Source organism: Vibrio floridensis (assembly GCF_021852965.1).
Taxonomy (GTDB): Bacteria; Pseudomonadota; Gammaproteobacteria; order Enterobacterales; family Vibrionaceae; genus Vibrio; species Vibrio floridensis.
Window position 1 is genome coordinate 141,740 of the sequence record NZ_JAKGCY010000009.1, and the last position, 22,898, is coordinate 164,637.

General features: G+C 46.4%; 23 protein-coding genes. 16 read left to right on the top strand and 7 right to left on the bottom strand.

The genetic code is table 11. The annotated features are described in order from the left end of the window. Window positions 1-20: 20 nt before the first annotated feature. From LZU85_RS14550 to LZU85_RS14610, 13 genes are all read left to right on the top strand, one after another. Window positions 21-2,330 (top strand): ATP-binding protein, encoded by a 2,310-nt coding sequence (locus LZU85_RS14550; protein ID WP_237287407.1) that lies wholly within the window; start codon window positions 21-23, stop codon window positions 2,328-2,330. A gap of 138 nt (window positions 2,331-2,468) precedes the next feature. Continuing rightward, window positions 2,469-3,977 carry a sigma-54-dependent transcriptional regulator gene (locus LZU85_RS14555; RefSeq protein WP_176298758.1) on the top strand — a complete coding sequence of 503 codons (1,509 nt, stop codon included), beginning with the start codon at window positions 2,469-2,471 and terminating at the stop codon, window positions 3,975-3,977. After that, entirely contained in the window at window positions 3,970-5,109 is a 1,140-nt protein-coding gene (locus LZU85_RS14560) for a glycosyltransferase (protein ID WP_237287409.1), read from the top strand. Before LZU85_RS14555 ends, LZU85_RS14560 begins: the two co-directional genes overlap by 8 nt. Window positions 5,110-5,211: 102 nt before the next feature. Further along, a complete protein-coding gene (locus LZU85_RS14565; protein ID WP_237287411.1) occupies window positions 5,212-6,405 on the top strand; it encodes a glycosyltransferase in 1,194 nt (397 codons plus the stop codon). Then, window positions 6,402-7,589: a glycosyltransferase family 4 protein gene (locus tag LZU85_RS14570; protein ID WP_237287413.1), complete on the top strand. Its 1,188-nt coding sequence runs from the start codon at window positions 6,402-6,404 to the stop codon at window positions 7,587-7,589. Before LZU85_RS14565 ends, LZU85_RS14570 begins: the two co-directional genes overlap by 4 nt. Next, window positions 7,586-9,052, top strand: a complete 1,467-nt coding sequence (locus LZU85_RS14575) for a lipopolysaccharide biosynthesis protein (RefSeq protein WP_237287414.1) — start codon at window positions 7,586-7,588, stop codon at window positions 9,050-9,052. The genes LZU85_RS14570 and LZU85_RS14575 overlap by 4 nt, the downstream gene beginning before the upstream one ends. Window positions 9,053-9,099: 47 nt before the next feature. Further along, window positions 9,100-10,416 carry an O-antigen ligase family protein gene (locus LZU85_RS14580; RefSeq protein WP_237287431.1) on the top strand — a complete coding sequence of 439 codons (1,317 nt, stop codon included), beginning with the start codon at window positions 9,100-9,102 and terminating at the stop codon, window positions 10,414-10,416. Window positions 10,417-10,553: 137 nt separating this feature from the next. After that, the gene (locus LZU85_RS14585) at window positions 10,554-11,378 is read left to right on the top strand and encodes an acyltransferase (RefSeq protein ID WP_237287416.1); all 825 of its coding nucleotides are present in this window, start codon (window positions 10,554-10,556) and stop codon (window positions 11,376-11,378) included. After that, on the top strand, window positions 11,371-12,504 hold the full coding sequence (locus tag LZU85_RS14590; RefSeq protein WP_237287418.1) for a glycosyltransferase family protein: 1,134 nt from the start codon (window positions 11,371-11,373) through the stop codon (window positions 12,502-12,504). Before LZU85_RS14585 ends, LZU85_RS14590 begins: the two co-directional genes overlap by 8 nt. Beyond that, complete coding sequence (locus LZU85_RS14595) at window positions 12,501-13,931, top strand: GumC family protein (RefSeq protein WP_237287419.1); 1,431 nt, start codon at window positions 12,501-12,503, stop codon at window positions 13,929-13,931. The genes LZU85_RS14590 and LZU85_RS14595 overlap by 4 nt, the downstream gene beginning before the upstream one ends. Window positions 13,932-14,258: 327 nt before the next feature. Continuing rightward, window positions 14,259-15,368: a glycosyltransferase gene (locus tag LZU85_RS14600; RefSeq protein ID WP_237287421.1), complete on the top strand. Its 1,110-nt coding sequence runs from the start codon at window positions 14,259-14,261 to the stop codon at window positions 15,366-15,368. After that, on the top strand, window positions 15,365-16,618 hold the full coding sequence (locus tag LZU85_RS14605; RefSeq protein WP_419795975.1) for a glycosyltransferase family 2 protein: 1,254 nt from the start codon (window positions 15,365-15,367) through the stop codon (window positions 16,616-16,618). The genes LZU85_RS14600 and LZU85_RS14605 overlap by 4 nt, the downstream gene beginning before the upstream one ends. Beyond that, window positions 16,615-17,256 carry a sugar transferase gene (locus LZU85_RS14610; RefSeq protein ID WP_176298749.1) on the top strand — a complete coding sequence of 214 codons (642 nt, stop codon included), beginning with the start codon at window positions 16,615-16,617 and terminating at the stop codon, window positions 17,254-17,256. The genes LZU85_RS14605 and LZU85_RS14610 overlap by 4 nt, the downstream gene beginning before the upstream one ends. A 1-nt stretch (window position 17,257) precedes the next feature. Here LZU85_RS14610 and LZU85_RS14615 read toward each other — a convergent pair whose 3' ends face one another. Next, a complete protein-coding gene (locus LZU85_RS14615) occupies window positions 17,258-17,650 on the bottom strand; it encodes an ATP-binding protein (protein ID WP_108654313.1) in 393 nt (130 codons plus the stop codon). 105 nt (window positions 17,651-17,755) lie between these two features. Further along, window positions 17,756-17,959, bottom strand: coding sequence for a DUF1289 domain-containing protein (locus LZU85_RS14620; protein ID WP_158123322.1), 204 nt, complete (start codon window positions 17,957-17,959; stop codon window positions 17,756-17,758). A gap of 340 nt (window positions 17,960-18,299) precedes the next feature. On the opposite strand from LZU85_RS14620, the gene LZU85_RS14625 reads away from it, so the two are divergent. Next, entirely contained in the window at window positions 18,300-18,788 is a 489-nt protein-coding gene (locus LZU85_RS14625) for a hypothetical protein (protein ID WP_011080519.1), read from the top strand. Window positions 18,789-18,881: 93 nt separating this feature from the next. Here LZU85_RS14625 and LZU85_RS14630 read toward each other — a convergent pair whose 3' ends face one another. Then, window positions 18,882-19,262, bottom strand: a complete 381-nt coding sequence (locus LZU85_RS14630; RefSeq protein WP_103277420.1) for a VOC family protein — start codon at window positions 19,260-19,262, stop codon at window positions 18,882-18,884. Window positions 19,263-19,503: 241 nt separating this feature from the next. Here LZU85_RS14630 and LZU85_RS14635 point away from each other — a divergent pair, with 241 nt between their 5' ends. Beyond that, window positions 19,504-20,139: an outer membrane beta-barrel protein gene (locus LZU85_RS14635; RefSeq protein ID WP_237287424.1), complete on the top strand. Its 636-nt coding sequence runs from the start codon at window positions 19,504-19,506 to the stop codon at window positions 20,137-20,139. A gap of 84 nt (window positions 20,140-20,223) precedes the next feature. On the opposite strand, the gene LZU85_RS14640 is transcribed toward LZU85_RS14635, so the two are convergent. The 4 genes from LZU85_RS14640 to LZU85_RS14655 form a co-directional block, all read right to left on the bottom strand. After that, window positions 20,224-20,361, bottom strand: coding sequence for a hypothetical protein (locus LZU85_RS14640; protein WP_011080522.1), 138 nt, complete (start codon window positions 20,359-20,361; stop codon window positions 20,224-20,226). Window positions 20,362-20,563: 202 nt separating this feature from the next. After that, window positions 20,564-20,881 carry a YceK/YidQ family lipoprotein gene (locus LZU85_RS14645; RefSeq protein ID WP_176298745.1) on the bottom strand — a complete coding sequence of 106 codons (318 nt, stop codon included), beginning with the start codon at window positions 20,879-20,881 and terminating at the stop codon, window positions 20,564-20,566. A 13-nt stretch (window positions 20,882-20,894) separates the two neighbouring features. Further along, window positions 20,895-21,542: a glutathione S-transferase family protein gene (locus LZU85_RS14650; RefSeq protein ID WP_237287426.1), complete on the bottom strand. Its 648-nt coding sequence runs from the start codon at window positions 21,540-21,542 to the stop codon at window positions 20,895-20,897. 172 nt (window positions 21,543-21,714) lie between these two features. After that, on the bottom strand, window positions 21,715-22,179 hold the full coding sequence (locus tag LZU85_RS14655) for a DUF2846 domain-containing protein (RefSeq protein ID WP_237287428.1): 465 nt from the start codon (window positions 22,177-22,179) through the stop codon (window positions 21,715-21,717). Window positions 22,180-22,599: 420 nt separating this feature from the next. Here LZU85_RS14655 and LZU85_RS14665 point away from each other — a divergent pair. Further along, the coding region (locus LZU85_RS14665) for an IS110 family transposase (protein WP_237287430.1) at window positions 22,600-22,898 on the top strand (299 nt) is incomplete at its 3' end.

Consider the following 22,898-nt stretch of genomic DNA (forward strand, 5'->3'; position numbering starts at 1 on the left):
CAAAAAGAAGGAGGTATCAGATGTCTTTTAGAATCAAAACCATCATCGGCATCGGGTGCATCGAAATGGTCATGCTGATGCTGCTGGTTTTTAGTGCTATGAACTATATGCGGCAATCAAACGAAGACCAGTTTATCCAAAAAGCACTTTCTACCTCCGCCATGTTCGCTCGTGCATCAAAAGACGCTCTCCTATCGTTCGATATCGCAACCCTAGAAGATTTGACTAAAGAAATTCACGCGTTGCCCGGTGTGAGCTATGTTGACATTTATGCCAACGGCCAGCAGTTGGCCTCTGCTGGCAATCTACCCAGCAAAGGTTTGTCTGTAGAATCTGATAAGCAACTCATCCTCAGCGATCGCATCTTTGATGTCCATGAGGAGATCATGGTCGATGGTGTCGTCTATGGCGACATTCGATTGGGTTTTGATACCAATACGGTACAAGCCGCCCTTGACGAAGCGAGCAAGTTGTTTGTTTTGATTGCGATTTTAGAAGTGTTGCTGGTCGCACTTTTCTCTTATTTCCTTGGCAGTTATCTAAGCACCAACCTTTACAAACTGACCCGCGCAGTTGAGCGTGTGTCCAATGATGGTCCTGGATATCAGCTCAACCTTTCTTGTTCTGATGAAATCGGGAAAGTTGCTAATGCCTTTGATGATATGTCGAAAAATCTTGCCACCAGCTATCAAGAGTTAGAACAAGCAAGACACCAAGCCGAACAAGCCAATGAATCCAAAAGTCGCTTTCTCGCCTCTATGTCTCACGAGATCCGCACTCCCATGAATGGCGTTTTGGGCTTACTGGGCATTTTGGGCGAAACCAAGCTCGACCATCACCAGCAAAATTTGGTTCACACCGCCAAAGAATCGGGAGAACTGCTGCTCTCGATCATCAATGACATTCTTGATTTTTCGCGTATGGAAGCCAATACCTTAATCCTCTACCCAAGACCTTTTCTTTTAAAAAGTTGCATAGAGGAGATCGTCAACAGTTTTGAGCCATTAGCCAAAAATAAAGGACTCTATCTGTCGTTACGCTTTGATGGTGATGAAAACACGTGTGTGATCGGCGATTCTAACCGCTTTAGACAAGTATTACTGAACCTGATTGGCAATGCTGTGAAGTTCACCCCTCGGGGCAGCGTGACGATTACGGTGCAGACGCAAATGGATGGCGATACGCTCAACATCCGTTGCGAGATCCGTGACACCGGTATCGGAATCGAACCAGACGCTATGGCGATTTTGTTTGAAGAGTTCACTATGGTCGATCAAAGCTACTCACGTACTCGTGAAGGGTCAGGACTGGGTTTAGCCATTTGTAAACGGCTCGCTCAGTTGATGGACGGAGAAATCCGCGTCGAGAGTGAAGTGGGCCGAGGTTCAAGCTTTCTATTCAGTGTAGATATGCCGTTGGCCGATGCCGATATGAGTGCGACTGAGGATATTGACACTCAGCCGGATATTGAAACATTACTTAAGGATGTGCGTATTCTCGTGGCCGAAGATAACACCGCGAACCAAATGGTGATTCGCGCGATGTTTGAACGTCTCGGCTGCGAGATCGATCTCGCCAAGGACGGTTACGAAGCAGTGAAAATGGCCTCTCGCGAGCACTATGACCTGATTTTTATGGACATATCCATGCCCGGAAAAGATGGCATGCAGGCGTGCAAAGAAATTCGCCAACTTGCCGATACCCAGCAAGCTGGCGTGCCAATTATCGCCCTCACCGCACATGCGCTGTATGGCGATAGAGAGAAATTTCTTCGTGCAGGGATGAATGGTTATCTCTCTAAACCACTGCGTAGCCGTCATTTAATTGATGAGATAACGGCGCACCTAAAGAAACACAAAACCGCACAAGGAGATATGGTGGAAAACAATTCCATTCAAGTTCAGCCAGTTAAAGCCCCTGCACCTGTCACGCTGATCTCTGATAGCAAAGCTCAGGCACCACTGGTGGATGAGCTCATCATTCAACAGATGATTCGTGATACCAGCGCAGAGGTTATGCCAATGCTTATTGAGCACTACATCGAAGAGTCGGAAATACGAATCGGTAAGATTACCCAAGCCATTGAGGCTGAAGATTTTGCGCAGCTCGAGTTTGAACTGCATACCTTAGGCAGCTCATCTCTGGCACTAGGCAATCGCAACCTCTCGAACGTCGCCAGAGAAGCCGAGCGATTTTGCTTCGCGCACGCCTTCAAGGACGCGCTTAAGCTCGCCAAAACGCTTCCCGAACTTGCACAGCGTTCTTTGCAGGCACTCCATCAGCGCAAACTACAGGGTTTTGAAGAGCCGGACGCGATCGACCATGAGTAGGTACGTCAATCTCAGCACCGCTCAAAACGATAAAAAGAGAAAATAGTAATAAAAAATAGGTGCTTAACAGAGCAAAGCTGAACTCATGTGCTAAACCTATATAAGAAACCAGAAGAATAGGAACGGCAAGGAGATGCCATGCGAGCAAAAGTGTTGTTAGTTGAAGATTCCACCTCTCTTGCCATCTTGTACAAGCAGTATGTCAAAGATGAGCCTTACGACATTTTCCACGTCGAAACGGGTAGAGAAGCGATGCGTTTCATTGAAAGAAACGTGCCTCAACTGGTCATTCTTGACCTCAAACTGCCCGATATGTCGGGTGAAGAAGTACTCGATTGGATTAATCAAAACGACATTCCAACTAACGTCATCATAGCGACAGCACATGGCTCTGTTGATATCGCCGTCAGCCTGATGAACAAAGGCGCCGAAGATTTTCTCGAAAAACCGATAAAAGCCGATCGTTTAAAAACCTCCATTGCCGTTCATCTCAAACGAGCCAAACTAGAACATCTCGTTGAAGATATGCAGCAGAAATTTGATCGCCCCGGCTATCATGGTTTCCTTGGCTCTTGCTTGCCGATGCAAGCGGTATACAAAATCATTGACTCGGTTGCGCCGACAACCGCCAGTGTGTTCATTTGTGGCGAAAGTGGTACTGGTAAAGAAGTGTGTGCAGAAGCCATTCACAAACAGAGCTTGCGCAAAGATCAGCCCTTTATCGCCATCAATTGTGGCGCTATTCCACGTGATCTAATGGAAAGCGAGATTTTTGGCCACCTCAAAGGGGCATTTACCGGAGCAACGACCGATAGAAAAGGTGCTGCAATGCTGGCTAACGGTGGCACACTCTTTTTGGATGAGTTGTGCGAAATGGAGTTGGAAATGCAGAAAAAACTCCTTCGTTTCTTGCAAACCGGTACCTTTACCCCCCTTGGCGGAAGCAAAGAATTGAAGGTCGACGTTCGGATCATCTGTGCGACAAACCGGGATCCGTTAGTGGAAGTAGAAGAAGGCCGTTTTCGTGAAGATCTCTACTATCGTGTACATGTTGTGCCAATTGAAATGCCCCCTCTACGTGAACGAGGTAACGACATTGTGGAGCTGGCCAGCCATTTTCTAAAAAGTTATGCCAAGGAAGACAACAAAAAATTCAGTTCGATCAGCAGAGAGGCACAATCGATTTTAAAAAAATACCACTGGCCCGGTAACGTGAGGCAGTTGCAAAACATCATCCGCAACATTGTGGTGCTGAATAATGAAACTCAACTCACTCCAGAGCTACTTCCTGCGCAATTGACGGCTAAACAGAGCAACAAAGTGGAACAAAGTCGAGCACAAGTTGCCACTTCCAACCCCTCCGTTTCGATTCCGCTTGCCACCAATGCCACAATGCATGATCACTCTCCAACCCACCCCGTCAACGTAACGGGATCGAATGATGGCCATGGTCAATCACTTAACAGAAATGCCTTTCACAACAGTGATGGCTCAATTCGCCCCATGTGGCAAATTGAGCGCGAAGCGATCCAAAACGCCATTGCCTTTTGTGATGGGAATGTGATTAGCGCTGCTGTGATGTTAGAGCTGAGTCCTTCTACGGTTTATCGTAAAAAACAGGCGTGGGAGACAGAGGAAAATGTCTGAGTGCCCTATTGTTCAACCCCGTCCATCTCCTTCGACAAAGGCGAATAAAGTGGAGAAAGCTCGCCAACGGAAAGAGGTTTGGCTGTTGCTCGATTCATTGGTTTACGGTGGAATTGAAAGTCACGTGGAGCAGTTGGCTCGTGCGTTAAAAGCACAACATATCGCGGTGCGTGTACTGCTTACCAACAAGTACAAACGACGCCCCGACATTATGAAGAACTTGCGTCATGCTGGTGTTCAAATCAATTACGTCTCTCAACTGTCTGGCAACCATCCAATGCCCGTCATGCAATTGGCTGTAGCGTTAAAGCGTTACAAACCACTCGTTCTACACACCCACGGTTACAAAGCAAATATCTACGCACGGTTAGCTCGAATGATGAGTTTCCCCAATTTGCGCTTGGTGAGTACCTACCACGCTGGAGAGAAAAAGTCGGGTAAACTGTGGCTCTATGATCTGTTGGACCGCTACTCCAGTTTTATTAGTGATCATCGTTTTGCCGTTAGCCAAGAAATACTGTCTACCCTCCCTTTTGCTGGAGAGCAAACCAACAATTTCGTTTCGGTCAGTGAAGCGCTACCAAAAATACAAGAGAAGATTGGTTTCGTTGGCCGGCTCAGTTATGAAAAAGCGCCGGATCGTTTTGTTGAGCTGGCGGAGCATTTTCCTTCACAACACTTCCATTTGTTTGGCGATGGGCCGGAACGGGAAGCACTCGAAACACTCGCCAACGACAATGTGCACTTTCATGGTTTTACTTCTGACATGAGGTCTGTTTGGCCAACGCTGTCAGTGTTGGTGATTTCCTCTCGATTTGAAGGCCTCCCCATGGCCGCGCTGGAGGCAATGGCGAATGGTGTCGCGGTCATTGCAATGCAAGTGGGCGATTTAGGTCGTTTAATTGACGATGGAAGCAATGGCTTTCTCGCCAATAACGAGCAGCAGCTCGCTGAAGCACTGAATCGTTGGCTCGGCATGAACAACCACCAGCGCCAAGCGCTGCTTGCTACAGCTCGAGAGACCATAGCCCTCAACTACTCTCCTCAGGCTGTATTACCGCAACTGCTATCGGCTTATCATATCGATAGAAAAATTCTCAATTTGGGAATCAATTTGACGCCTCACCATTAACAAAAGCAAGAGTGCTTTAATTTCAATTGGTTAGAAACATATTCACTCTGGCATTTCCATTGCAATCCTTACCATTCAAACACTCGTGGGTAGGGATTGCAGATGACAACAACGACACCGATTCTCTTTGTACACTATGGCGATAATTGGATTCGTGGTAGTGAAACCACGCTGTTTCAACTCATCGAAACCCTTGATAAGCGTCGCTACCGACCAATTGTATGGTCCAATTGTGAACCATTGAATGCGAAATTGACTGAGCAAGGGGTCACGACCTACTGTGATGTTTTTTCGGTGTTCGCTGTGCTTGGGCAGCACAAGTGGCGCATTGTGCCATTTTTATCCCTTGTCTCTCGCGCCGTACAACTCATCAAGCAGCATCAAATAAAACTGATCCACGTGAATAGTGGCGCCCCGTGCCAATGGATGAGCTTAGCCTCTCGATTGACAAAAGTGCCACTGTTGTTACAGTTGCACGGTGACTACCCATTGCGCGAGCGCTTCTTAATGGGGTTTCATCTTGCCGACAAAATTGTTTGCGTCAGCGAGGCCATCAGCCGTGAGTTAAAAAAAGACCGGTTGCAATCCAACCAGCTCAGTGTTGTCCACAACGGTGTTGCGTTGTCACATGTTCAACTGACGGTATCACTCAAGCAGGCCCTTAATATTCCCAACGATCACTTTACCTTTGTCACCGTTGGTTCACTGATTCAACGCAAAGGCATCGATCGGCTGCTAAAAGCACTCTATTTTCTACGCAACAGTCAAACGCCGGCGCATTTGGTGATCATTGGTGATGGCCCCATGCGCATGCCGCTAGCAACGCTATGCCGAAAGCTCAATCTTGAGCATCGCGTGCATTTTCTGGGAGAACGCAGCGATGCGACCTCGTGGCTAGCCTCTAATGGTGATGCGTTTGTCAGTGGCGCATATCAAGAAGCGTTTGGCCTAGTGATAGCGGAAGCAATGATGGCGGGTTTGCCCGTTATCGCGCCCAATCTCGGCGGTATTCCAGAATTCGTTAACCACGGCAACAACGGCCTTCTCTACAAATCCAATGCATTTTTCTCCCTCCTTAAAGCAATGGAAAGCATGATGAATTGCGAATCCCTAGCGCGCCAACTCGCCAGACAGGGAGAGCAAGACGCACAGCGCTACTTGACGATCCAATCCAATACTCAAGCTCTGCAGGCCGAATACGACAGTTTGCTACTAAAGCGCCATCCTAGCCCTTCATGGAGCTTCGCGCTTAAGCCACTGCTGCAACTTGTCCGCCGCACGGAGGTCTGGTTATGAAACGTAATATTCTTATCTTCGATCCCATTGGTTACATGGGCGGGTCAAAAATCGCGACATTGGAGATGCTTCAAGTTGGGCAAAACCAGCCGATGCATTTCTATATCATCAGTGCGAATCCAGACAATTGGCGCGAACAAGGAAACAACTGCACCATTTTCAATCTTCCCACCATGGCTTTTCTTATCTCTGAGCAAGGTTGGAAATATTGGGCCATGCAAGGTTTCTACTTACTCATGTTGATGATCATTGCCCTACGCTTGCCAAAGATCCATCAGTTGATGGGCATTTCTGGCCCAGGGGTTGATATGCCCTTATATCTGTACAAATCACTGTTCGATACACCTATCGTTCAGGTGATTCACGGCAACGTCGCCCGCTCTCGTTCGATCGGCTACTGTCTGTCCATTGCAGAGAAGGTGTTTTACTTACCCTGTACCAAAAAAAGCCTGTTCGGTGCTTTGTGTCGTTACTACGAAAAACAGCCAAACATCCGTTCAAATAGCGAGATGGCGCAAGCACTGTTCGAGCGACACAACTTCATTGCTTTTACCAACGGACTCAGCCAAGAAAAATGGCCCACACCTTGTAATCCCAATGGTAGCAAACTGTTTTGGGCAGCTTCGCTTTTGAAATGGAAGGGTTTGGATCTTTTTGTTGAAGCGCTGAAAATTCAGCCGCAAGATTTACATGCCCACATCTGTTACATTCAGCCACAACAAACGCAACTTCCAGTCAGTGAGCCGGACCGTTCGCTGCCTTATTCTCATTGGTATCAACAGCCGAGTAATCTTGATGAGATTCGTGCGCGCTGCTCAATTTTTGTTTCTACCAGTCACAATGAGCCTTTCGGCTTGTCCATCCTGGAAGCTTTAGCCGCGGGCATGGCGGTGATCATCCCTGACGACGGCGCGTTTTGGGCTGAAAAATTGGTCGACGGTGAACATTGCCTTAAGTACCAACCCAACAGCGCACGCGATTTACGACTCAAAATAGAACGTTTACTCGCTTCCCCGGCAACTCGGAAGCGTTTATCTCAAAACGCAAAAAATCTCGCACGCCTTTATCGTTCGGAACTGTGTTACAAAGCCATCGTTGAATCGCTAAGCCAAACCAACCCAATAAAAGCATCAGCCTCAAAAGAAATACACCGCGTCAAAACGAGTGAAAAAGGTGCCTTATGAACATCAAATGGCCGAGCGCTCTACGAGCAAAATCTGTCCAAAATATCTCTTTGTTTGGTGTTGCTTTGTTACTGCAAAAAGGTGCGGCCTTGATCATGTTACCTATCATGGCGCATCATCTCACTGCAGAGCAAATGGGCTCTTTAGAACTGCTCGCCTCTATCGGTACTTTCAGTGCTCTCCTGATCTCCTTCTCGTTGCACGAAGTGCTTTATCGCTTTGCCGCGCAATACACCACAAGTGATGGCAAAAAGCAGATCGTCAATCAGATCTACAGTTTTGCTCTATTGATTGCCAGCATGTCGCTAATGCTTTGCATCTTAGCCGTGATGTACTTGCCCCTACCGTTACGAGCATTGGATGGAGCGGTAACAAGGGTTTCCCTGTTGCTGCTTTTTATTTGTGTTTGCCTAGAGTGCCTGATTGCCATTGGCACTGCTTGGCTAAGGATGCAAGAAGACAAAGCAAAAACCTTGGTAAAAGTGAGCGTCAGTGCTTTAGTGCTACAACTCAGTGCGGTGATGATCGTGTTGCGCTTTTTCCCGGCAGTTGAGGCGATTATTGCTTGCAGTCTAATTAGTGCGCTTTACCAGTGCCTGGCCCTTCACGTCATACATCGCTATCAGTGGATGACACTTTCGTGGCTTCAGCTCAAAAGCTGGCTTCACTATGCCGCTCCGCTGATGTTCTCGGGTGTATTAGCGTTTAGCTTAAATGGCGCAGAACGTTGGTTTATTGGTGGCTACACATCGCTCACACAATTGGGGATCTACGCTATTGCCGCCAAGTTCGCTTTAGCGATGTGTATTCTGGTGCAACCTTTTGGTATGTGGTGGATGCCGAAACGCTTTGAATATTTGCAGAGCCAGCGATACCGCGAGGCCGCACAAATTTCTCAAATTGGCCTTGTTTACATCGCTTTCCTTGGCGTTATCGTCTTTGCATTGGGCAAAGTGTTTGTTCTTCATGCTTTGCCAGAAAGCTTTTCCCCTGCAATCCATTTCCTCGCTCTGCTCATCCCAGCTGCCATGTTTAAAGAGTGCTACGAACTGCTCAATCTCGGGGTTTTATTTCGCCAACAAACCGCATTGCTGTTCAAGATCAACCTATTGAGCGCTGTTATCGCTCTTTCGCTGTTTGCCCTCTTGTCACCCATTGGCGTGATGGGGATTTGTTTGGCCCTAGCCCTTACCCAAGCCGCGAGACTTTCGTTCGTCAGCTATTTTAGCCAGCAAGCGTTGCCATTAGTGTGGCAACACCGACGACTCGTTGCTGTCTATGCTACGGCTTTATTGGGGATCGCTGGGCAATATCTCCTTACCAGACAGGATGCTAACGCGAACGAGTTCGCCTCTCTATTTCTTACCTTAATCACGCTGATGGTCATGACTTGGTTAGCATACCCGATGTTGAATTGGAGCTCGTCATCGCGCAAAACTGAAATACAAGGAGAAATCGCGTGAACACCACAGCGAAATACCCTCACCTCGTTTTTATCGCCAGCGCATGCATGGTGTTGAGCGTGGTTTGGTATTTTCAGCCCAATCCGCTGGTCATATTGGTTCTGTGTTTTCTCCCCATCGCGATTCTTTATGTCCTCAACCAAACGTTTTGGTTGGTGCTTCTGTTTGTGGTGTTCTCTTTTTTCCGTATTCATGAAGCGATACCGCAACTCTATTCACTTAAAATTCCATTGTTACTCTCCTTTGGTGCATTGGCCGCTTTGAGTTGGCATTTGGTGATCACCAAGCAAATTCAACCTTACTGGCACCCGGCAATGAAATGGCTGACGCTGTTTTGGGCGATCGTTTTTATCGGCCTATTCTTTGCCGGAAACCGAGGCGTTGCCTTTGACGCGTTTAAAGGGGTTTACTGGAAAATCATGGTGATGACCTTGGCCATCGCCTGGCTTGTCACCACGGCAAGACATCTCAATGCCATTTCCATGGTGATCACATTGGCTGGTTTACTCATTGGCACCGTGGCACTGAGCAATGCAGCTCAAGGTATCGGACTTGTTGAAGGTTCTCGCGTCACCATTGGACGAGAGTTAGGCTCTATGCTGGGTGATCCAAACGATCTTGCGTTGGTACTGATGTTCCCATTCGCATTTAGTGTCAGTATCAGCTTCCACCGTCAAAGTCGTTTTGTTGCACGCACTGTTGCCATCGTCACTTGCTTGGTGCTGTTTCTCGCCTTATTAGAGACGCAAAGCCGCGGTGGCTTATTAGGTTCCATGGCTGTGCTTGGCTATTTTGCCAACAAGACAATTCGCAACAAGGCGCTACTTATGCTGCTTGGCCTAGTAGGCAGTCTGCTTCTGTATGCGGTCGCTGGGATTTCTGATCGCGCATCTGGCGGTGCTGGTGAAGAAGGTATCGATGCCTCTGCGATGGGGCGGCTTTACGCGTGGGAAGCGGCGTTTAAAATGGCGCTGGACCACCCTCTACTGGGGGTTGGCTTACAAAACTATTACTACAACTATTTCTTCTATAGCCCTCACTGGGATGGCCTCAATCATGCGGTTCATAGCACTTGGTTCGGCGTGCTGGCGGAAACTGGCTTTCTTGGTTTGACGGTGTTTGTCACGCTTATCGTCTGTTTAATCAAAACGTCGTTGCGCTCTATTGCTGCAATTCGCCCTGACATGCCTGTCGCCATCGACATCGCTGCCAACGCGGTGTTTGCGGGTCTACTGGGTACGATTGTCTCGGGAACCTTTTTGACACAAGGTTTTACCTGGCCTATTTACATCCTCACGGCGCTGACTATCGCCATCAGCCATATCATTAAATCTGATTCTCAAAATGAGAAAACCACTTCTTAATTTCGTAATAATTTCTCTAATGCAATGATTTTTGTGACTTTTTAACGTGGCACGCATGTTGATTACTTATCGATAGGGCGACCCGTGAGCCATAAAGTTCAGACAATCTCTCTTGGATATTAGAATTTGGAGGCGTTATGTTGGTAAAGAATCGAACGGAGCTAAAAAGCAATCGGTACCTTGCTCGAAACGATTTAAAGTCTTGGCTAAAACATCACCGCCATCCCGCTTTAAGAGGGCTTTTCCAGTTTTTGAAACGTGCACGAAGCGCCAACCTTCCGACTCCTTACTGGTTCAATTTACTCCTTTACCGCTTCGTTGTCGGTTTGCGTAACTTAGGCGAATTTTTGCTGCGAACCTTTGTTACTACGCCAGCCTTCAAAGGTCGGGTGAAACATTGTGGCAACCAACTCTATCTATACGGCGGTTTGCCCCTAGTCACCGATAATGTCGCGATTTGCATTGGAGACGCTTGCAATATTTCCGGTCAATCCACCATCACCGGCTGTAGCTCAGTGCGAAATCCAACCTTAAACATTGGGAGTCGCGTTTCCATCGGTTGGCAAACGACCATCGCCGTTGGTGACCTCGTTTCGATTGAAGATGACGTCGCGATTGCTGGTCGATGCATGTTCTTTGGTTACTCTGGGCACCCACTCGACCCGAAGAGACGAGCGGCAGGCGAAGGGGACGACCCCGCACAAATTCGCCCGATCACGTTAAAAAGAGGCTGCTGGATCGGCAGCAACGTCACCATCATGGCTGGCGTCACCATAGGTGAAGGCAGTGTGATTGCCGCAGGCAGTGTGGTCACCCAAACCATACCCGAAGGGGTGATTGCAGGGGGGAATCCCGCTCGCGTGATTCGTTCAATCTCGGCCAATGCTCAATCTCGTTTCTCAACGCTAAAAACAGCTGAAGAGCAAGAGATTCATAACAAGAAAGGAGAACGCGATGAGTGACCTGATCGTATTTGCAGAGGACTTTGGCGGGCTGCCTTCATCAACTCAACATCTTATTCGCCGTATGGCTAAGCGACATCGTATTTTATGGGTCAACTCCATTGGCTTGCGTCAACCAAGATGGACGCTTAAAGATGCGAAACGCCTGCTCAGCAAACTACTGTGTCTGACTAGTAAACGTCACGTTGTCACTCAATTTGAATTGCCAGATAGCGACAAAACATCAGCTAACATCTACATCACCACACTGCTGACTATTCCTGCGCCTTCAAGCCGTTTCGCTCGCTGGTTGGCTAAACAAATGCTCTCTCTGCAGCTCAAAAGAAAAATTGGGGAGCTAGGTATGCATGACCCCGTGTTGTGGAGCTCACTGCCAACCACAGCGGATCTGCTCGACAGCTTCCCGCTTTGGCGTTCGGTTTATTACTGTGGCGACGATTTCTCTTCCCTAGCCGGTGTTGATCATCAAACGGTTACAGCCCATGAAACCAAGCTGGTTCAACAAGCTGACTGTGTTTTGGTCGCAAGCGAGCGGTTAATGGATAAGTTTCCTGCCGAAAAAACACATTTTGTACCCCACGGGGTTGATCTTGAACTCTTCTCCCAACCCTGTTCAAGAGCGCCCGATCTACCGAATGATTACCAGTACGTTTGTGGCTTCTACGGGTCACTTTCTCATTGGCTCGATTACCAGATGATTGAAACCGTAGCGCGACAGTTGACGCAATGGGCGTTCGTCTTTATTGGGCCGTGTGAGTTTGACCGTAATCCACTACCCAAACTTAGCAATGTGTTCTATCTGGGTAAAAGGCCACATGCTCAGTTGCCTAGTTATTCACAGCACTGGTCGGTGAGCTGGTTGCCGTTTGTCAACAATCAACAAATTGAATTTTGTAATCCGCTCAAGTTGCTTGAATACCTAGCGACGGGTCGTCCCGTGTTAACCAAACGTTTTCCGGCTTTGGAACAATTTCATTCAAACGTTTTGATTGCAGAAAACTCGCAACAGATGATTGATCAACTGCAAAATTTTTCCACGATTAGCAGATTGGAGGCGCCTGATCTTTCGCAGCAAAGTTGGGATGCTCGTGCCGATTACGTTGAACAATTGGTGGAACGATTATGATGGGTTTGAAACTGAGGCTTTACTCGATTCTTGTCGCAGCGTGGCGTAGACGTTATGTCATCGTTGTTCCGATTTTGGTTCTGCCGGTTGTCGGCGCTTTGATTGGCATGAGCGCAACGCCTGTCTATCGCTCTCACACCAGTATGCTGATCCAAGAAACGGCGAAAATGAATCCCTTCCTCGAAGACATTGCCGTTTCCACCATGCTCAAAGATCGCTTAAGCGCCCTTAGTACCCTGCTAAAAAGTCGTCATGTGCTCTACTCGGTCGGTAAACAGGAAGGCTTGATCACCGATGAAATGAGCGTGGCTGAGCAAGATCGCGTCATCCATCAACTGGCTGGCAAACTCAACGTCCAGCAACTTGGCAAAGATTTCATTCAAATCGAACTTGTTGCAAGCTCACCAAAAGGAATGGCATCCTTGTTGTCAGCAGTGAGCGATCAGTTTATTGAACAACTGCTCGCACCAGAGCGCTCATCGATCCGTGACTCCAGTGAGTTCTTAACTGTGCATATCGAGAAACGACGCCAAGAACTGTTTGTCGCTGAGCAAGCACTGGCCGATTTTCAAAATGAATTTTCAGCCGACACGCCCGCGATGCAAGCTCAAAATCTCACTCGTCTTGCATCACTCAAACAAAGCTTAGCGGAAAAAGAGGCTGAATTAGCTGGGGTGGAAAAAACGCTTGGTTCGCTTGATCAACAGCTTTCCAAAACCAACCCTGTGATCGGCAAAATAGAAGAACAAATCATCTCCATACGCAGCGAACTGGCACTTTTGAGTGCTAAGTACACTGAGCAGCACAGCGCTGTACAAGCCAAAGTACGTGAACTCTCTCGTTTAGAACAAGAACGACACAGTTTGCTAAGCAATCGCACAACCACATTAAACACTGATCAACTTTGGGATATCGCTAGCAGTAGCACATTAGGTGACAGCAGTGACAACCAGCCGCTACTCGTTACCCAACTGCAACAGTTGCAAGTCATTCGCGGCCGCTATGAGGCATTGAATGAAGAAACCGTGAGCTTAAAAACCATGATTGATGCGTTAGAACAAAAAGCCAATCAATTTGGCAACACGGCGAAAGACATCAATCGCTTAGAGCGTGAAGTCAAAGTAAAACGTCAACTCTACGAAGAGCTCGTTCAACGCTACGAAATGGCGCAACTGACGGGTTCACTCGGCATCTTTGAACAAAACAAACGCGTAAAAGTGATTGACGTGCCGTTCACTCCCTCAGCCCCCTCCAACTTGCCTGTGATCCTTTTCATTTTGGTTGGGATTGTTGCTGGCGTTGCATTGGGGGCCGGATTAGCGATGTTCTTTGAAATATTTGACTCGACCATTCGCAGTCAACAACAGTTAAGGACGTTACTCAACACCCCTGTACTGACCGTGATTCCTAGGATCAAAGAGCCCTAAGAGGTGTGCCTCTCATGTTAAGTGAGGTTGAACAACTTTTTACCTCGCTCAGGCAACGCTCCAACTGTTGAAAACCGAAAAGCCCATTTTTCCGTATAAAAAATGGGCTTTCTTTTTGTGGTTCACGCTTGGGATTCAATCCGATTCTCATATTGAGAATCGGACCTGACCAGAACAAAAGCACTCTCAAGACATTGATTTAAAGTAATTATTTATTTGGCACGGCTTCTGCTTTATCTCATTCAAAGAGGTCCATTCGTCCATGATGTATGGGTATGTGGTAGCCAAATGGTGGATTTTAGACCATCACAGTAGCGAGATAAGAAAATGAGTACAGAGAAGAAGAGAAAAACGCTGTTCCATGTTGTACAACACCTTGCTCCTGGTGGGTTAGAAACATTAGTGCTGGATATGGTGAAGGTTTGCTCCGCTGAACACGAGGTGTACATCGTGAGTTTGGAAGGAAATAAACAGGAGGCCGTGATGCGCTGGCCCAAGCTGAGAAAATACGCCAGACAATGTGTTTTCCTCGATAAAAAGGAAGATGGCACGGATTGGCACGCTCTCGTCCACTTGGTACGCCTGTTTAAACAGTTCAAACCGGATGTCGTCCACACACATCATATTGGTCCCTTACTTTACGCGGGCTTGGCTGCACGTTTTGCGGGGGTTCGATGTCGCATTCACACTGAGCACGACGGCTGGCACCTCTCTCAACAGAAAAATGCATGGCTTCAAGCAGCGGCATTGAACGTGATCAATCCCATTTTGGTTGCCGATGCAACCGAAGTGAAAATGAGCATCCAGCGACATCTTCATAGAGAAAACATCGTGACCATTAAAAATGGTATCGACTGCGACTACTTTGTTCCAGGTAACATGCACACCGCTCGTGAGCAACTCGGTCTACCCCTCGACAGGCGCATCGTAGGCTGCGCTGGACGATTAGAGTACGTTAAGGGGCAAGAGTGGTTGATTCGTGCAATGCCTCACCTTCCCGAAGATGTTCATTTGGTCATCGCGGGTAATGGCTCTCATCGACAGAGTTTAGAGTCTTTAGTGTTTACGCTTAAACTGACCAAGCGCGTCACCTTCTTGGGTTTGTGCAACCACATGCCTCAATTTTACCAATCACTGGATCTATTTTGTCTCCCTTCTCTCAATGAAGGTTTTCCACTCTCAACTTTAGAAGCGCAAGCATGCAACATTCCGGTTCTTGCAACCAGCGTAGGAGGAACACATGAAACTTTGTGTCCTCACTTGAGCCGGCTCTGCCCACCTAGAGATGAACACGCATTGGCTTTAGAACTCCGTGAACTTCTGCAACTGGACAAGAGCTTGTATCCCAACTCACTGCGTGACTACGTGGTACGTCATCACAATATTCGTCATGTGGTTGAACAATATCATCAACTGACATTGGGGGTTTTATTATGAACGTTGCGTTGGTTGGTTCGATGAACACGATGGAGTTAACTTTGCTACTCACCTTTGTCATCTCCTCGGTGCTGATTGTTTATCACCATGCCGGTTACCCGCTCTTGCTCAAATGGCTGGCAAAACGCCAACAACAGCAATCGACGGGGTTTAGCGCTCACATTGAATCCAAAAGCCAGCGACACTATCGAGATCAGCTGGGTGATGCTGATTTGCCCACTATTACCGTTTTAGTGCCCGCTTACAATGAAGCCGCATGGATAGCTGAAAAAATACGCAATCTTGCCGCGTTAGATTACCCTACAGATAAACTGAAAGTGGTGATCGCGTGCGACGGATGCTGTGATAATACCGTAGAGATTGCGCAAGATACGATCCAAGAAGCCATCTGTTCTGAAGTTCTGTTTGAGATTCACGACCACCCGATTAACCGAGGAAAGGTTGCGGTCATTAATCATGAAATGGCGTCAATTTGTAGCGACATTACGGCGATCAGTGATGTTTCGGCTTTGATATCAGTGGATTCCCTCTTGCTCGCGGCAGCACATTTTGATGACCCTAAAACCGGTGTGGTAAATGCTTGCTACCGCATGTTGTGTAACGGTGGATCATCGGAAGAAGCGTATTGGCGTTACCAAACTCAAATCAAAGCCACTGAAGCATCAATCGGCTCCAGCATCGGCTCGCATGGTGCTTTCTACCTGTTCAGAACCGCACTGTTTACGCCACTTGCACTCAATACCATTAATGATGACTTTGTCCTACCAATGTTAATTGTTAAGAAAGGACACAAGGCAGACTATGAAACAAGGATGGTTGCGATTGAGCTCGAAGCAAGTTCCACTCAACAAGACTTTGCTCGCCGTCTGCGCATTTCTGCGGGAAACATGCAGCAGTTGATTCAACTTGCCTCACTATTGAACCCTAAATTTGGTGGGACGGCTTTCACCTTGTTTTCAGGGAAAGGGCTGCGACTGCTGACACCGTATCTAATGCTTTTGTGCCTGTTAAGCTCACTGCTGCTTAGCCACTACTTTTTCTTTGCGCTGATGCTTACTGCTCAATGGGCACTCTATGGTACTGCGCTTATTGGTTACTATTGGCCAAAAAGCAAGCAACTTAAACCGGTAAACCTGATTCACTATCTTGTCGTTGGCCATTTTGCCAACCTCACCGGTGGTCTTCGTTATTTGCTTGGCAAGGAAAATGGCCAGTGGTCACGCATCAATCAAAATGGAGAACAGTTATGAAACACTATGGCTTGTTTGAATCAAATATCTTCCGAGCAAAACGTCTGTTTGACATCCTCTTCGCGTTATTGGCACTGCTCATCACGCTTCCGCTCTTCCCGCTGATCGCGATGGCTATTAAAATCACCTCGAAAGGCAACATCATCTATAAACAGTTGCGTGTCGGACGCTCGACCCCCGAGAAAATGGAACTGTTCGAGATCATGAAGTTTCGCACCATGTACTGCGATGCAGAGTCACGCTCTGGCGCAGTGTGGGCAACAGAAAACGACCCAAGAATTACCCCAGTGGGGCGATTTTTACGCAAAACGCGCCTAGATGAATTGCCCCAGCTGTTTAATGTTTTAAAAGGTGAAATGTCTCTGATTGGCCCAAGACCTGAGAGACCCGATTTTTATCAGCGCCTTGAACAAGAGATCCCCTATTTTGCCGATCGCACCTATGGGGTCTTACCCGGAATAACAGGGCTTGCCCAAATCAATCAAGGCTACGACACCAGCATCGAAGATGTTCGCCGAAAAGTGGGGTTTGATCATAGCTATGCGTTGAGCCTCAATTCCTTCTCTAACTGGCTGCAAACAGACATAGCCATTATCGTCAAAACCATCATTGTGATGGTGGATGGACGAGGTCGTTGAGCTAGTTTTGCCAGCGCTGACGCATCTTTTCTATCGTCTGTGCTGGCACATCATGAATCGAGCCATATTCACCCGTACAGACAAGAATCGCCACGCTGAATCCATGACGCTCTGCAAAACGCAAGTAGGGCTTCATTTCCCAGTGCTGAACAAAGGTATTGCTCACAATCACCGCTCTGCCCTGTTTGAGGTATTGGCACACTTTGTTTAAACACCAACGATGGGCTTGCTCTAAGCGCGTTGGGTCAAATTGATAGCGGCCTAGCTGATCGACAAAATACATGTCTGTCTCGAGATGAACGGCGTGCGTTTGCTTCGCGAGTTGTTGCGCCAGCGTACTTTTACCAGAACCAGGTAATCCGCGAATGAGTGTCAATTTGGCTTGTTGAGACATAGCGACTAGAGATACAGAGAGTAGAAATAAAGCATAAGGCGGACATATTATCAGTTTTTGTCGCGGTATTCTCGTTAACAAGCAGAGAGCGTACCGCTGTGAAGTTCATTTGGGGTGATGGAGATAAACGCGCGCCTTCAGTGCGGCTAAACGCGCTTGGCTGCGCGCCAATATTTCCTGCTGTTGTGCTGCGTTCGATTGCGTCCAGCCTAAGATCTCGTTTAGGTGTCGACCGCAACCTAAACAGACATCTTCCTCATTCAAACAACAGTGCCGAATGCATGGATTATCGAATCGTCGCTCTTCCATATGCGCTCCACCTCAATTGCAAAACCTCACTAAAGTATCGTTCAATTTTGGCACCACGTCTTTTTCATCCACCAGTTCGAACTAAGCCATTGCTCAAATACTGTCTCAATGCTCAATAAAAGTGTGATCAATGGCTGCACTTTAAAAGATAGCGTCTCCTCATGCCTTGTATTTCAGTATGTGGCCCCAATAACATGTGCAAGCGAGATAAAACAAATGCATTGTCTACTTGAGTAAAAGTAGCTTATCCAACGATTTTTGATTCACCGCAATGCGGTGCTTCGCTAGCCAGATTTAGTATTACGCTTCATTTTAGAAGCCATTTTCAAAGGTAAATTTTATGTCTGATGCACCTACTACCGTTGAATACGCAGTAGAAACTGTTCAACCTGTCGTTGAATCTACAGGTTCAGTTTGGGGTTATGTGATTGGCGGTATCGCGGTTGTCGCGCTGATCGGCTATTTCGGCTTCAAAAAGCTCAACAAGCCTGCTTTCATCATCAAGCAAATGCGTCGACGCAACCAAAAAGAGATGAAAAAACAAGGTATCGAAAGCGCAGAAGCCATGGTCGACCTTGATCTTCTTTTAGATGCCGTTGAGGAATACGCAACAGAGAAACAAATGAGTGGTACTCAGATGGTGCAACTGCTTGCGCCTATGAATGACAAGTCAAAGATCAAATCTGCGACGGATTTGTACAACTCAATGGCGTACATTGCTAAGAGCATTGATAACGTCTCACTTGCAAAATCCCTACAAGGCAAAGGCAAACAAGCGCGCTCAAGCTCTGCGCTTATGGCAGGCCTACTTAAACGTGCAGGTGTTTAAGCGACGCTTTATTCGTCAATAAACGAATCACAAAGACAAAAAGGCATCTTGTTAGATGCCTTTTCTATTTAAAGAGAACGCAAAACAATTCCACTACTGCATAGAATGTAAGCCGATCATATTGCCTTCCGAATCCTGCACTAGCGAGATAAAGCCGTACTCGCCGATGGCCATTTTCGCTTGAACGACAACGCCACCGTGTTGCGTTGCTCTCTCCTGTTCAACCGCACAGTCTTCACAAGAAAAGTACACCAGCGTACCGCCTGCTCCGGCGCTAATACCGTCCATTTTCACTAATGCTCCACTTGCGCCATAGCTTTCCATATCCGATGGGAAGAACCACATTTCTATATCTGTTCCTGTCGGATCCAGCATTTGTTCAAAAGTGACTTGAAAAACCGATTGATAAAAATGTTTGGCTCTCTCTACATCATCAACATAAATCTCAAACCAACCGATGGGATTCTTATCCATTTTGCCTCCTACACGTTGTTATGTTCGCCATAACACTAGTCGATGAGGACCTAATTGCCAGTTTTCGACGTCTTAATAATGAGCATCCCGCCTATTACATTCATACATTCACTTAAACTAATATAACCATCAACAAAGCGCTGCTTAGAACAATTACGCTCGCTATAAACATTGCAATTGAACATTGTTTTATTAATTGTTAAGGTCGCCTTCTCGATTCACCATCTTCATAGAAAGTACAATGAAAAGAAAAACATTGACCACAGTAGCACTGCTACTGACCCTTAGCGCAGCTGCACACGCAAACTCTTTTGGCAAATACTCTTACATCGGTGTCGGTCTGCAATACAGCGAGCAGAAAAATGACAGTCTAGGATCATTTCTAGGCTCTGAGTTCGATGGTAAAGGCTCAAGAGATCTTTTTGGTGTTAACTTCACTGGTAGCTATTCACCCGTTACCATGGATGCTTATGTCAAATACGAGTTTGAAGGTACCACATCAGGAAATACCGACATCTCCAGCTCGTTTGCTGGCTTAGGCGGTTACAATAATTTCAATACCACTTCGCTTTTCTACACACTTGGTGTCAGTAAATACGACGTAGAGCGTGAATACAGCTCCCGTGAAGGTTCTGCGAGGTTTCGAGAGTTTGGCCCGGCTGCCGATCTTGGCGTCAGCTTTCAGCTCGCCCCATTCTTTGCTCTCACGCCAAGATATCGAATTTCTTATCTTGACCAAGATGTGATGAATGACTACAAACTTACTGGACAGTTTATGTTTGGCTCAACCTTCTCTCTTGAAGTTTCTGCCGGTTACAATACCTACCGAGATTCTGAACAGTTTAATGGGCAAACCGCGGTAAAATTTGCTTTTTAGCGGCAAGATCCAACGCACTCTTCGCACGCGACAGACAAAAAAAGAGCACCTCGATGGGTGCTCTCTCGTTATGAAACCTAGCCGTTATAGCCCGCCTTCCTGCTGAGCTTGCTTTACTAATGCCTGACGTTGAGTTTCCTTATCTGTTACCACTTTATTTTCCTTTTCCTGAGTTTGTTCAACTGCTTGTGGAACAAATACAAAGTACTTATTAATAGTCATCTTAAGAACCTCGGTTGTAATTTAAATCACCTTCCCGGTAAGCATTTAACAACATCGACTCACAAACGAATCGACTCCATGTTGGCGGTTTCAAAAAATAGAGGATGTTTAAATATTAAACATCCTCCATATGCACGCTAATTATAGGATGAGTTCTGGGGCGTAGATAGCTGAAAATGAAAAAAGCTGGCTTCAATTATGTTTATTGGCCGCCAAACATACAGTCCGATGCAGGGTAATACTGGATATTACTATATGCGGGTCCAGCGCTTGACATCATAACCAAATCAATAGGAAGTAGAACCACATCAGTCACTAGTGATATCGGTATATCGGCTAAAACCAATGGATATGGAATAAACCATCCAGCACCAGAAGCTACAAACCCACACGGTTGAAGGAGAATTGATTGTATTGGACCTGAAAAAGGGTGACCAAACTCACCGCCATTACTGCGTGCTACAATTGAAGAGCAACCTGAAAGTAGAATGACCAAAATAAGTATGTTAACTAATTTCATAACAACCGCCTAGTTATGAGTATGATTTAAAAGGGGTAATATCTATACCTTCAATGTCACAAACCGCCTGAATCGTTGGATTTAAGCAAAGTCGCTTCAAGTACGCCGCTAGGTGCTTGAAAGTCAGTGGTGACCTTTCTATTGGTAACGACCAAAGAGCGAGCATAAATAAGAAGTAATCACATGCTGTGAGCGTATCGCCAAGTAAATACTCTTGGTGCGCTAGTTGGTTGTCGATAATTGATAATGCATCAGCAATCCTGTCATCTTGCGCAGACACAACATTGGGGATGCTAGCTTCATCGTTGGTATGTCGGTGTGGATAATAGCGAACCATGAGTTCTGCTTGCAGCGTATTATTAAGAAAAGCTAACCATTGATAAAACAAAGGTCGCTTTGCGTCACCAACAGAGGGCATTAACGTTGAGTCTGGGTGCAATTCACAGATATGAATACAAATCGCAGGGCTTTCAAAAATTGGCTGGTCATTGATAACTAACGTAGGTATGCGACCTGCTGGATTGAGCCTAAGATAATCTGCCGAATTCTGTGAGTTCAATTTTCTATCGACCAACACTAACTCATAACTTGCATTTAGGTGGTGAAGCAAGAAATGAGGAGCTAGGCTCGCATTGTTCGGATAATAGTAGAGTTTAAACAAAATTGACTCCTTATCTAGAAACTAGCGGATGCTCACAACGCCCCCTTAAGGGGCTGGTAACGCATGACCAAAAACGCAAAACAATAACGGTAACCACTGCGTCTAAATGGGACTGTAAACGCCACGCTTTGACAGTCCCTCTTGAGGCGTTTGTTATTGCGCTGCCACATAATCACTTGACAGTACAGTTTCCTTTTTGTGCCATATCAACTTTAAGAACCTCTGCTTTACCCTTGTTTTCATCCACTTGCTCTAACCCTGCTCCACCTACAAAAACGCCTATTTTAATAAATTGATTAATAAAATAGTTTCGTCCTTCCTCTGTATAGATAGTCAAATCATTTTCAGAAAACTCAGATTCAGTACTTATCTTGTGTTCTTTATTGCCCTCAACTTCATGGTAAAAGAAAACACCTGGGGCCGTTTCACCAATACATTCATCATCTACGTAAACATATTTCTTTAGTGCCGCACCAACTAATGTATCTTCACGATAAATATAAATGCCTGCATTACCTGTTGTGGGTGCTTCAAATGCTTTTGCCTGATTAGATATTGAACTATCAGCTGTAGGCACAGACGCACAACCTGATAACCCCAACAAAAGTACAGAGCATAAAATTAGTTTATTTTTCATCAAATTGACCTATACATAATAAAACCAAGCAAACCATACTACGCATGAATATTTAGAGATTAATTGATCTGTCAGGATTGCGACTCATATAGCGCTATAACGCTGCGTTAAGGGGTGAATGCGGCTTAAACCAGCTTTCCGCAGACCACTTCACCACCAAAACTCACCGCATACCAAAAATGCCACGCGGCATGAATCCCTCTTGAACGCCTTGTATGGATAATAACTAACGAATCAGGGTAAGGTGAGACCCAGACTTTAGCTGCAACTAAAGTTCTCTATCTGATAGTTCGATTGAACGCTGGCTCCTCTATTGAGAGACCGATAACAAGAACGAACATCAGATAGAACTCCAAGCATCACACTCGAATAGTCTTCTGGGTCTCGAGCCCGCATTTCGCAAGCAAGAGTTAGCTTATTATGAATACAAATACACTTCAAAACATTAATGTCGGCGTTGATACGGGTAAGACACAACTTGATATCTATATCCGCCCTCTCGATATCTATTTTAACGTCACAAATGACGAAAAAGGCATCAAACAAGCCATTCGCACTATTGCTAAATATCATCCAGAAAGGATTGTTATTGAAGCAACCGGTCGATTGGAAATGCCATTCATCTTAGCGTGTGAAAATGCCAATCTGCCTTATGTCATCGCTAACCCATTACACATCAAAAAGTTTTCTGGTGCTCTTGGCAATAAAGCTAAAAACGA

What these genes read in the sequence shown, in the direction of transcription:
- LZU85_RS14605 (WP_419795975.1), top strand. Translation starts at nt 15,365, where the DNA reads ATGAACGTTGCGTTGGTTGGTTCGATGAACACGATGGAGTTAACTTTG.
- LZU85_RS14620 (WP_158123322.1), bottom strand. Translation starts at nt 17,959, where the DNA reads ATGGAAGAGCGACGATTCGATAATCCATGCATTCGGCACTGTTGTTTG.
- LZU85_RS14625 (WP_011080519.1), top strand. Translation starts at nt 18,300, where the DNA reads ATGTCTGATGCACCTACTACCGTTGAATACGCAGTAGAAACTGTTCAA.
- LZU85_RS14595 (WP_237287419.1), top strand. Translation starts at nt 12,501, where the DNA reads ATGATGGGTTTGAAACTGAGGCTTTACTCGATTCTTGTCGCAGCGTGG.
- LZU85_RS14570 (WP_237287413.1), top strand. Translation starts at nt 6,402, where the DNA reads ATGAAACGTAATATTCTTATCTTCGATCCCATTGGTTACATGGGCGGG.
- LZU85_RS14640 (WP_011080522.1), bottom strand. Translation starts at nt 20,361, where the DNA reads ATGACTATTAATAAGTACTTTGTATTTGTTCCACAAGCAGTTGAACAA.
- LZU85_RS14655 (WP_237287428.1), bottom strand. Translation starts at nt 22,179, where the DNA reads ATGAAAAATAAACTAATTTTATGCTCTGTACTTTTGTTGGGGTTATCA.
- LZU85_RS14580 (WP_237287431.1), top strand. Translation starts at nt 9,100, where the DNA reads ATGGTGTTGAGCGTGGTTTGGTATTTTCAGCCCAATCCGCTGGTCATA.
- LZU85_RS14615 (WP_108654313.1), bottom strand. Translation starts at nt 17,650, where the DNA reads ATGTCTCAACAAGCCAAATTGACACTCATTCGCGGATTACCTGGTTCT.
- LZU85_RS14575 (WP_237287414.1), top strand. Translation starts at nt 7,586, where the DNA reads ATGAACATCAAATGGCCGAGCGCTCTACGAGCAAAATCTGTCCAAAAT.
- LZU85_RS14585 (WP_237287416.1), top strand. Translation starts at nt 10,554, where the DNA reads ATGTTGGTAAAGAATCGAACGGAGCTAAAAAGCAATCGGTACCTTGCT.
- LZU85_RS14560 (WP_237287409.1), top strand. Translation starts at nt 3,970, where the DNA reads ATGTCTGAGTGCCCTATTGTTCAACCCCGTCCATCTCCTTCGACAAAG.
- LZU85_RS14600 (WP_237287421.1), top strand. Translation starts at nt 14,259, where the DNA reads ATGAGTACAGAGAAGAAGAGAAAAACGCTGTTCCATGTTGTACAACAC.
- LZU85_RS14590 (WP_237287418.1), top strand. Translation starts at nt 11,371, where the DNA reads ATGAGTGACCTGATCGTATTTGCAGAGGACTTTGGCGGGCTGCCTTCA.
- LZU85_RS14645 (WP_176298745.1), bottom strand. Translation starts at nt 20,881, where the DNA reads ATGAAATTAGTTAACATACTTATTTTGGTCATTCTACTTTCAGGTTGC.
- LZU85_RS14555 (WP_176298758.1), top strand. Translation starts at nt 2,469, where the DNA reads ATGCGAGCAAAAGTGTTGTTAGTTGAAGATTCCACCTCTCTTGCCATC.
- LZU85_RS14565 (WP_237287411.1), top strand. Translation starts at nt 5,212, where the DNA reads ATGACAACAACGACACCGATTCTCTTTGTACACTATGGCGATAATTGG.
- LZU85_RS14550 (WP_237287407.1), top strand. Translation starts at nt 21, where the DNA reads ATGTCTTTTAGAATCAAAACCATCATCGGCATCGGGTGCATCGAAATG.
- LZU85_RS14630 (WP_103277420.1), bottom strand. Translation starts at nt 19,262, where the DNA reads ATGGATAAGAATCCCATCGGTTGGTTTGAGATTTATGTTGATGATGTA.
- LZU85_RS14635 (WP_237287424.1), top strand. Translation starts at nt 19,504, where the DNA reads ATGAAAAGAAAAACATTGACCACAGTAGCACTGCTACTGACCCTTAGC.
- LZU85_RS14610 (WP_176298749.1), top strand. Translation starts at nt 16,615, where the DNA reads ATGAAACACTATGGCTTGTTTGAATCAAATATCTTCCGAGCAAAACGT.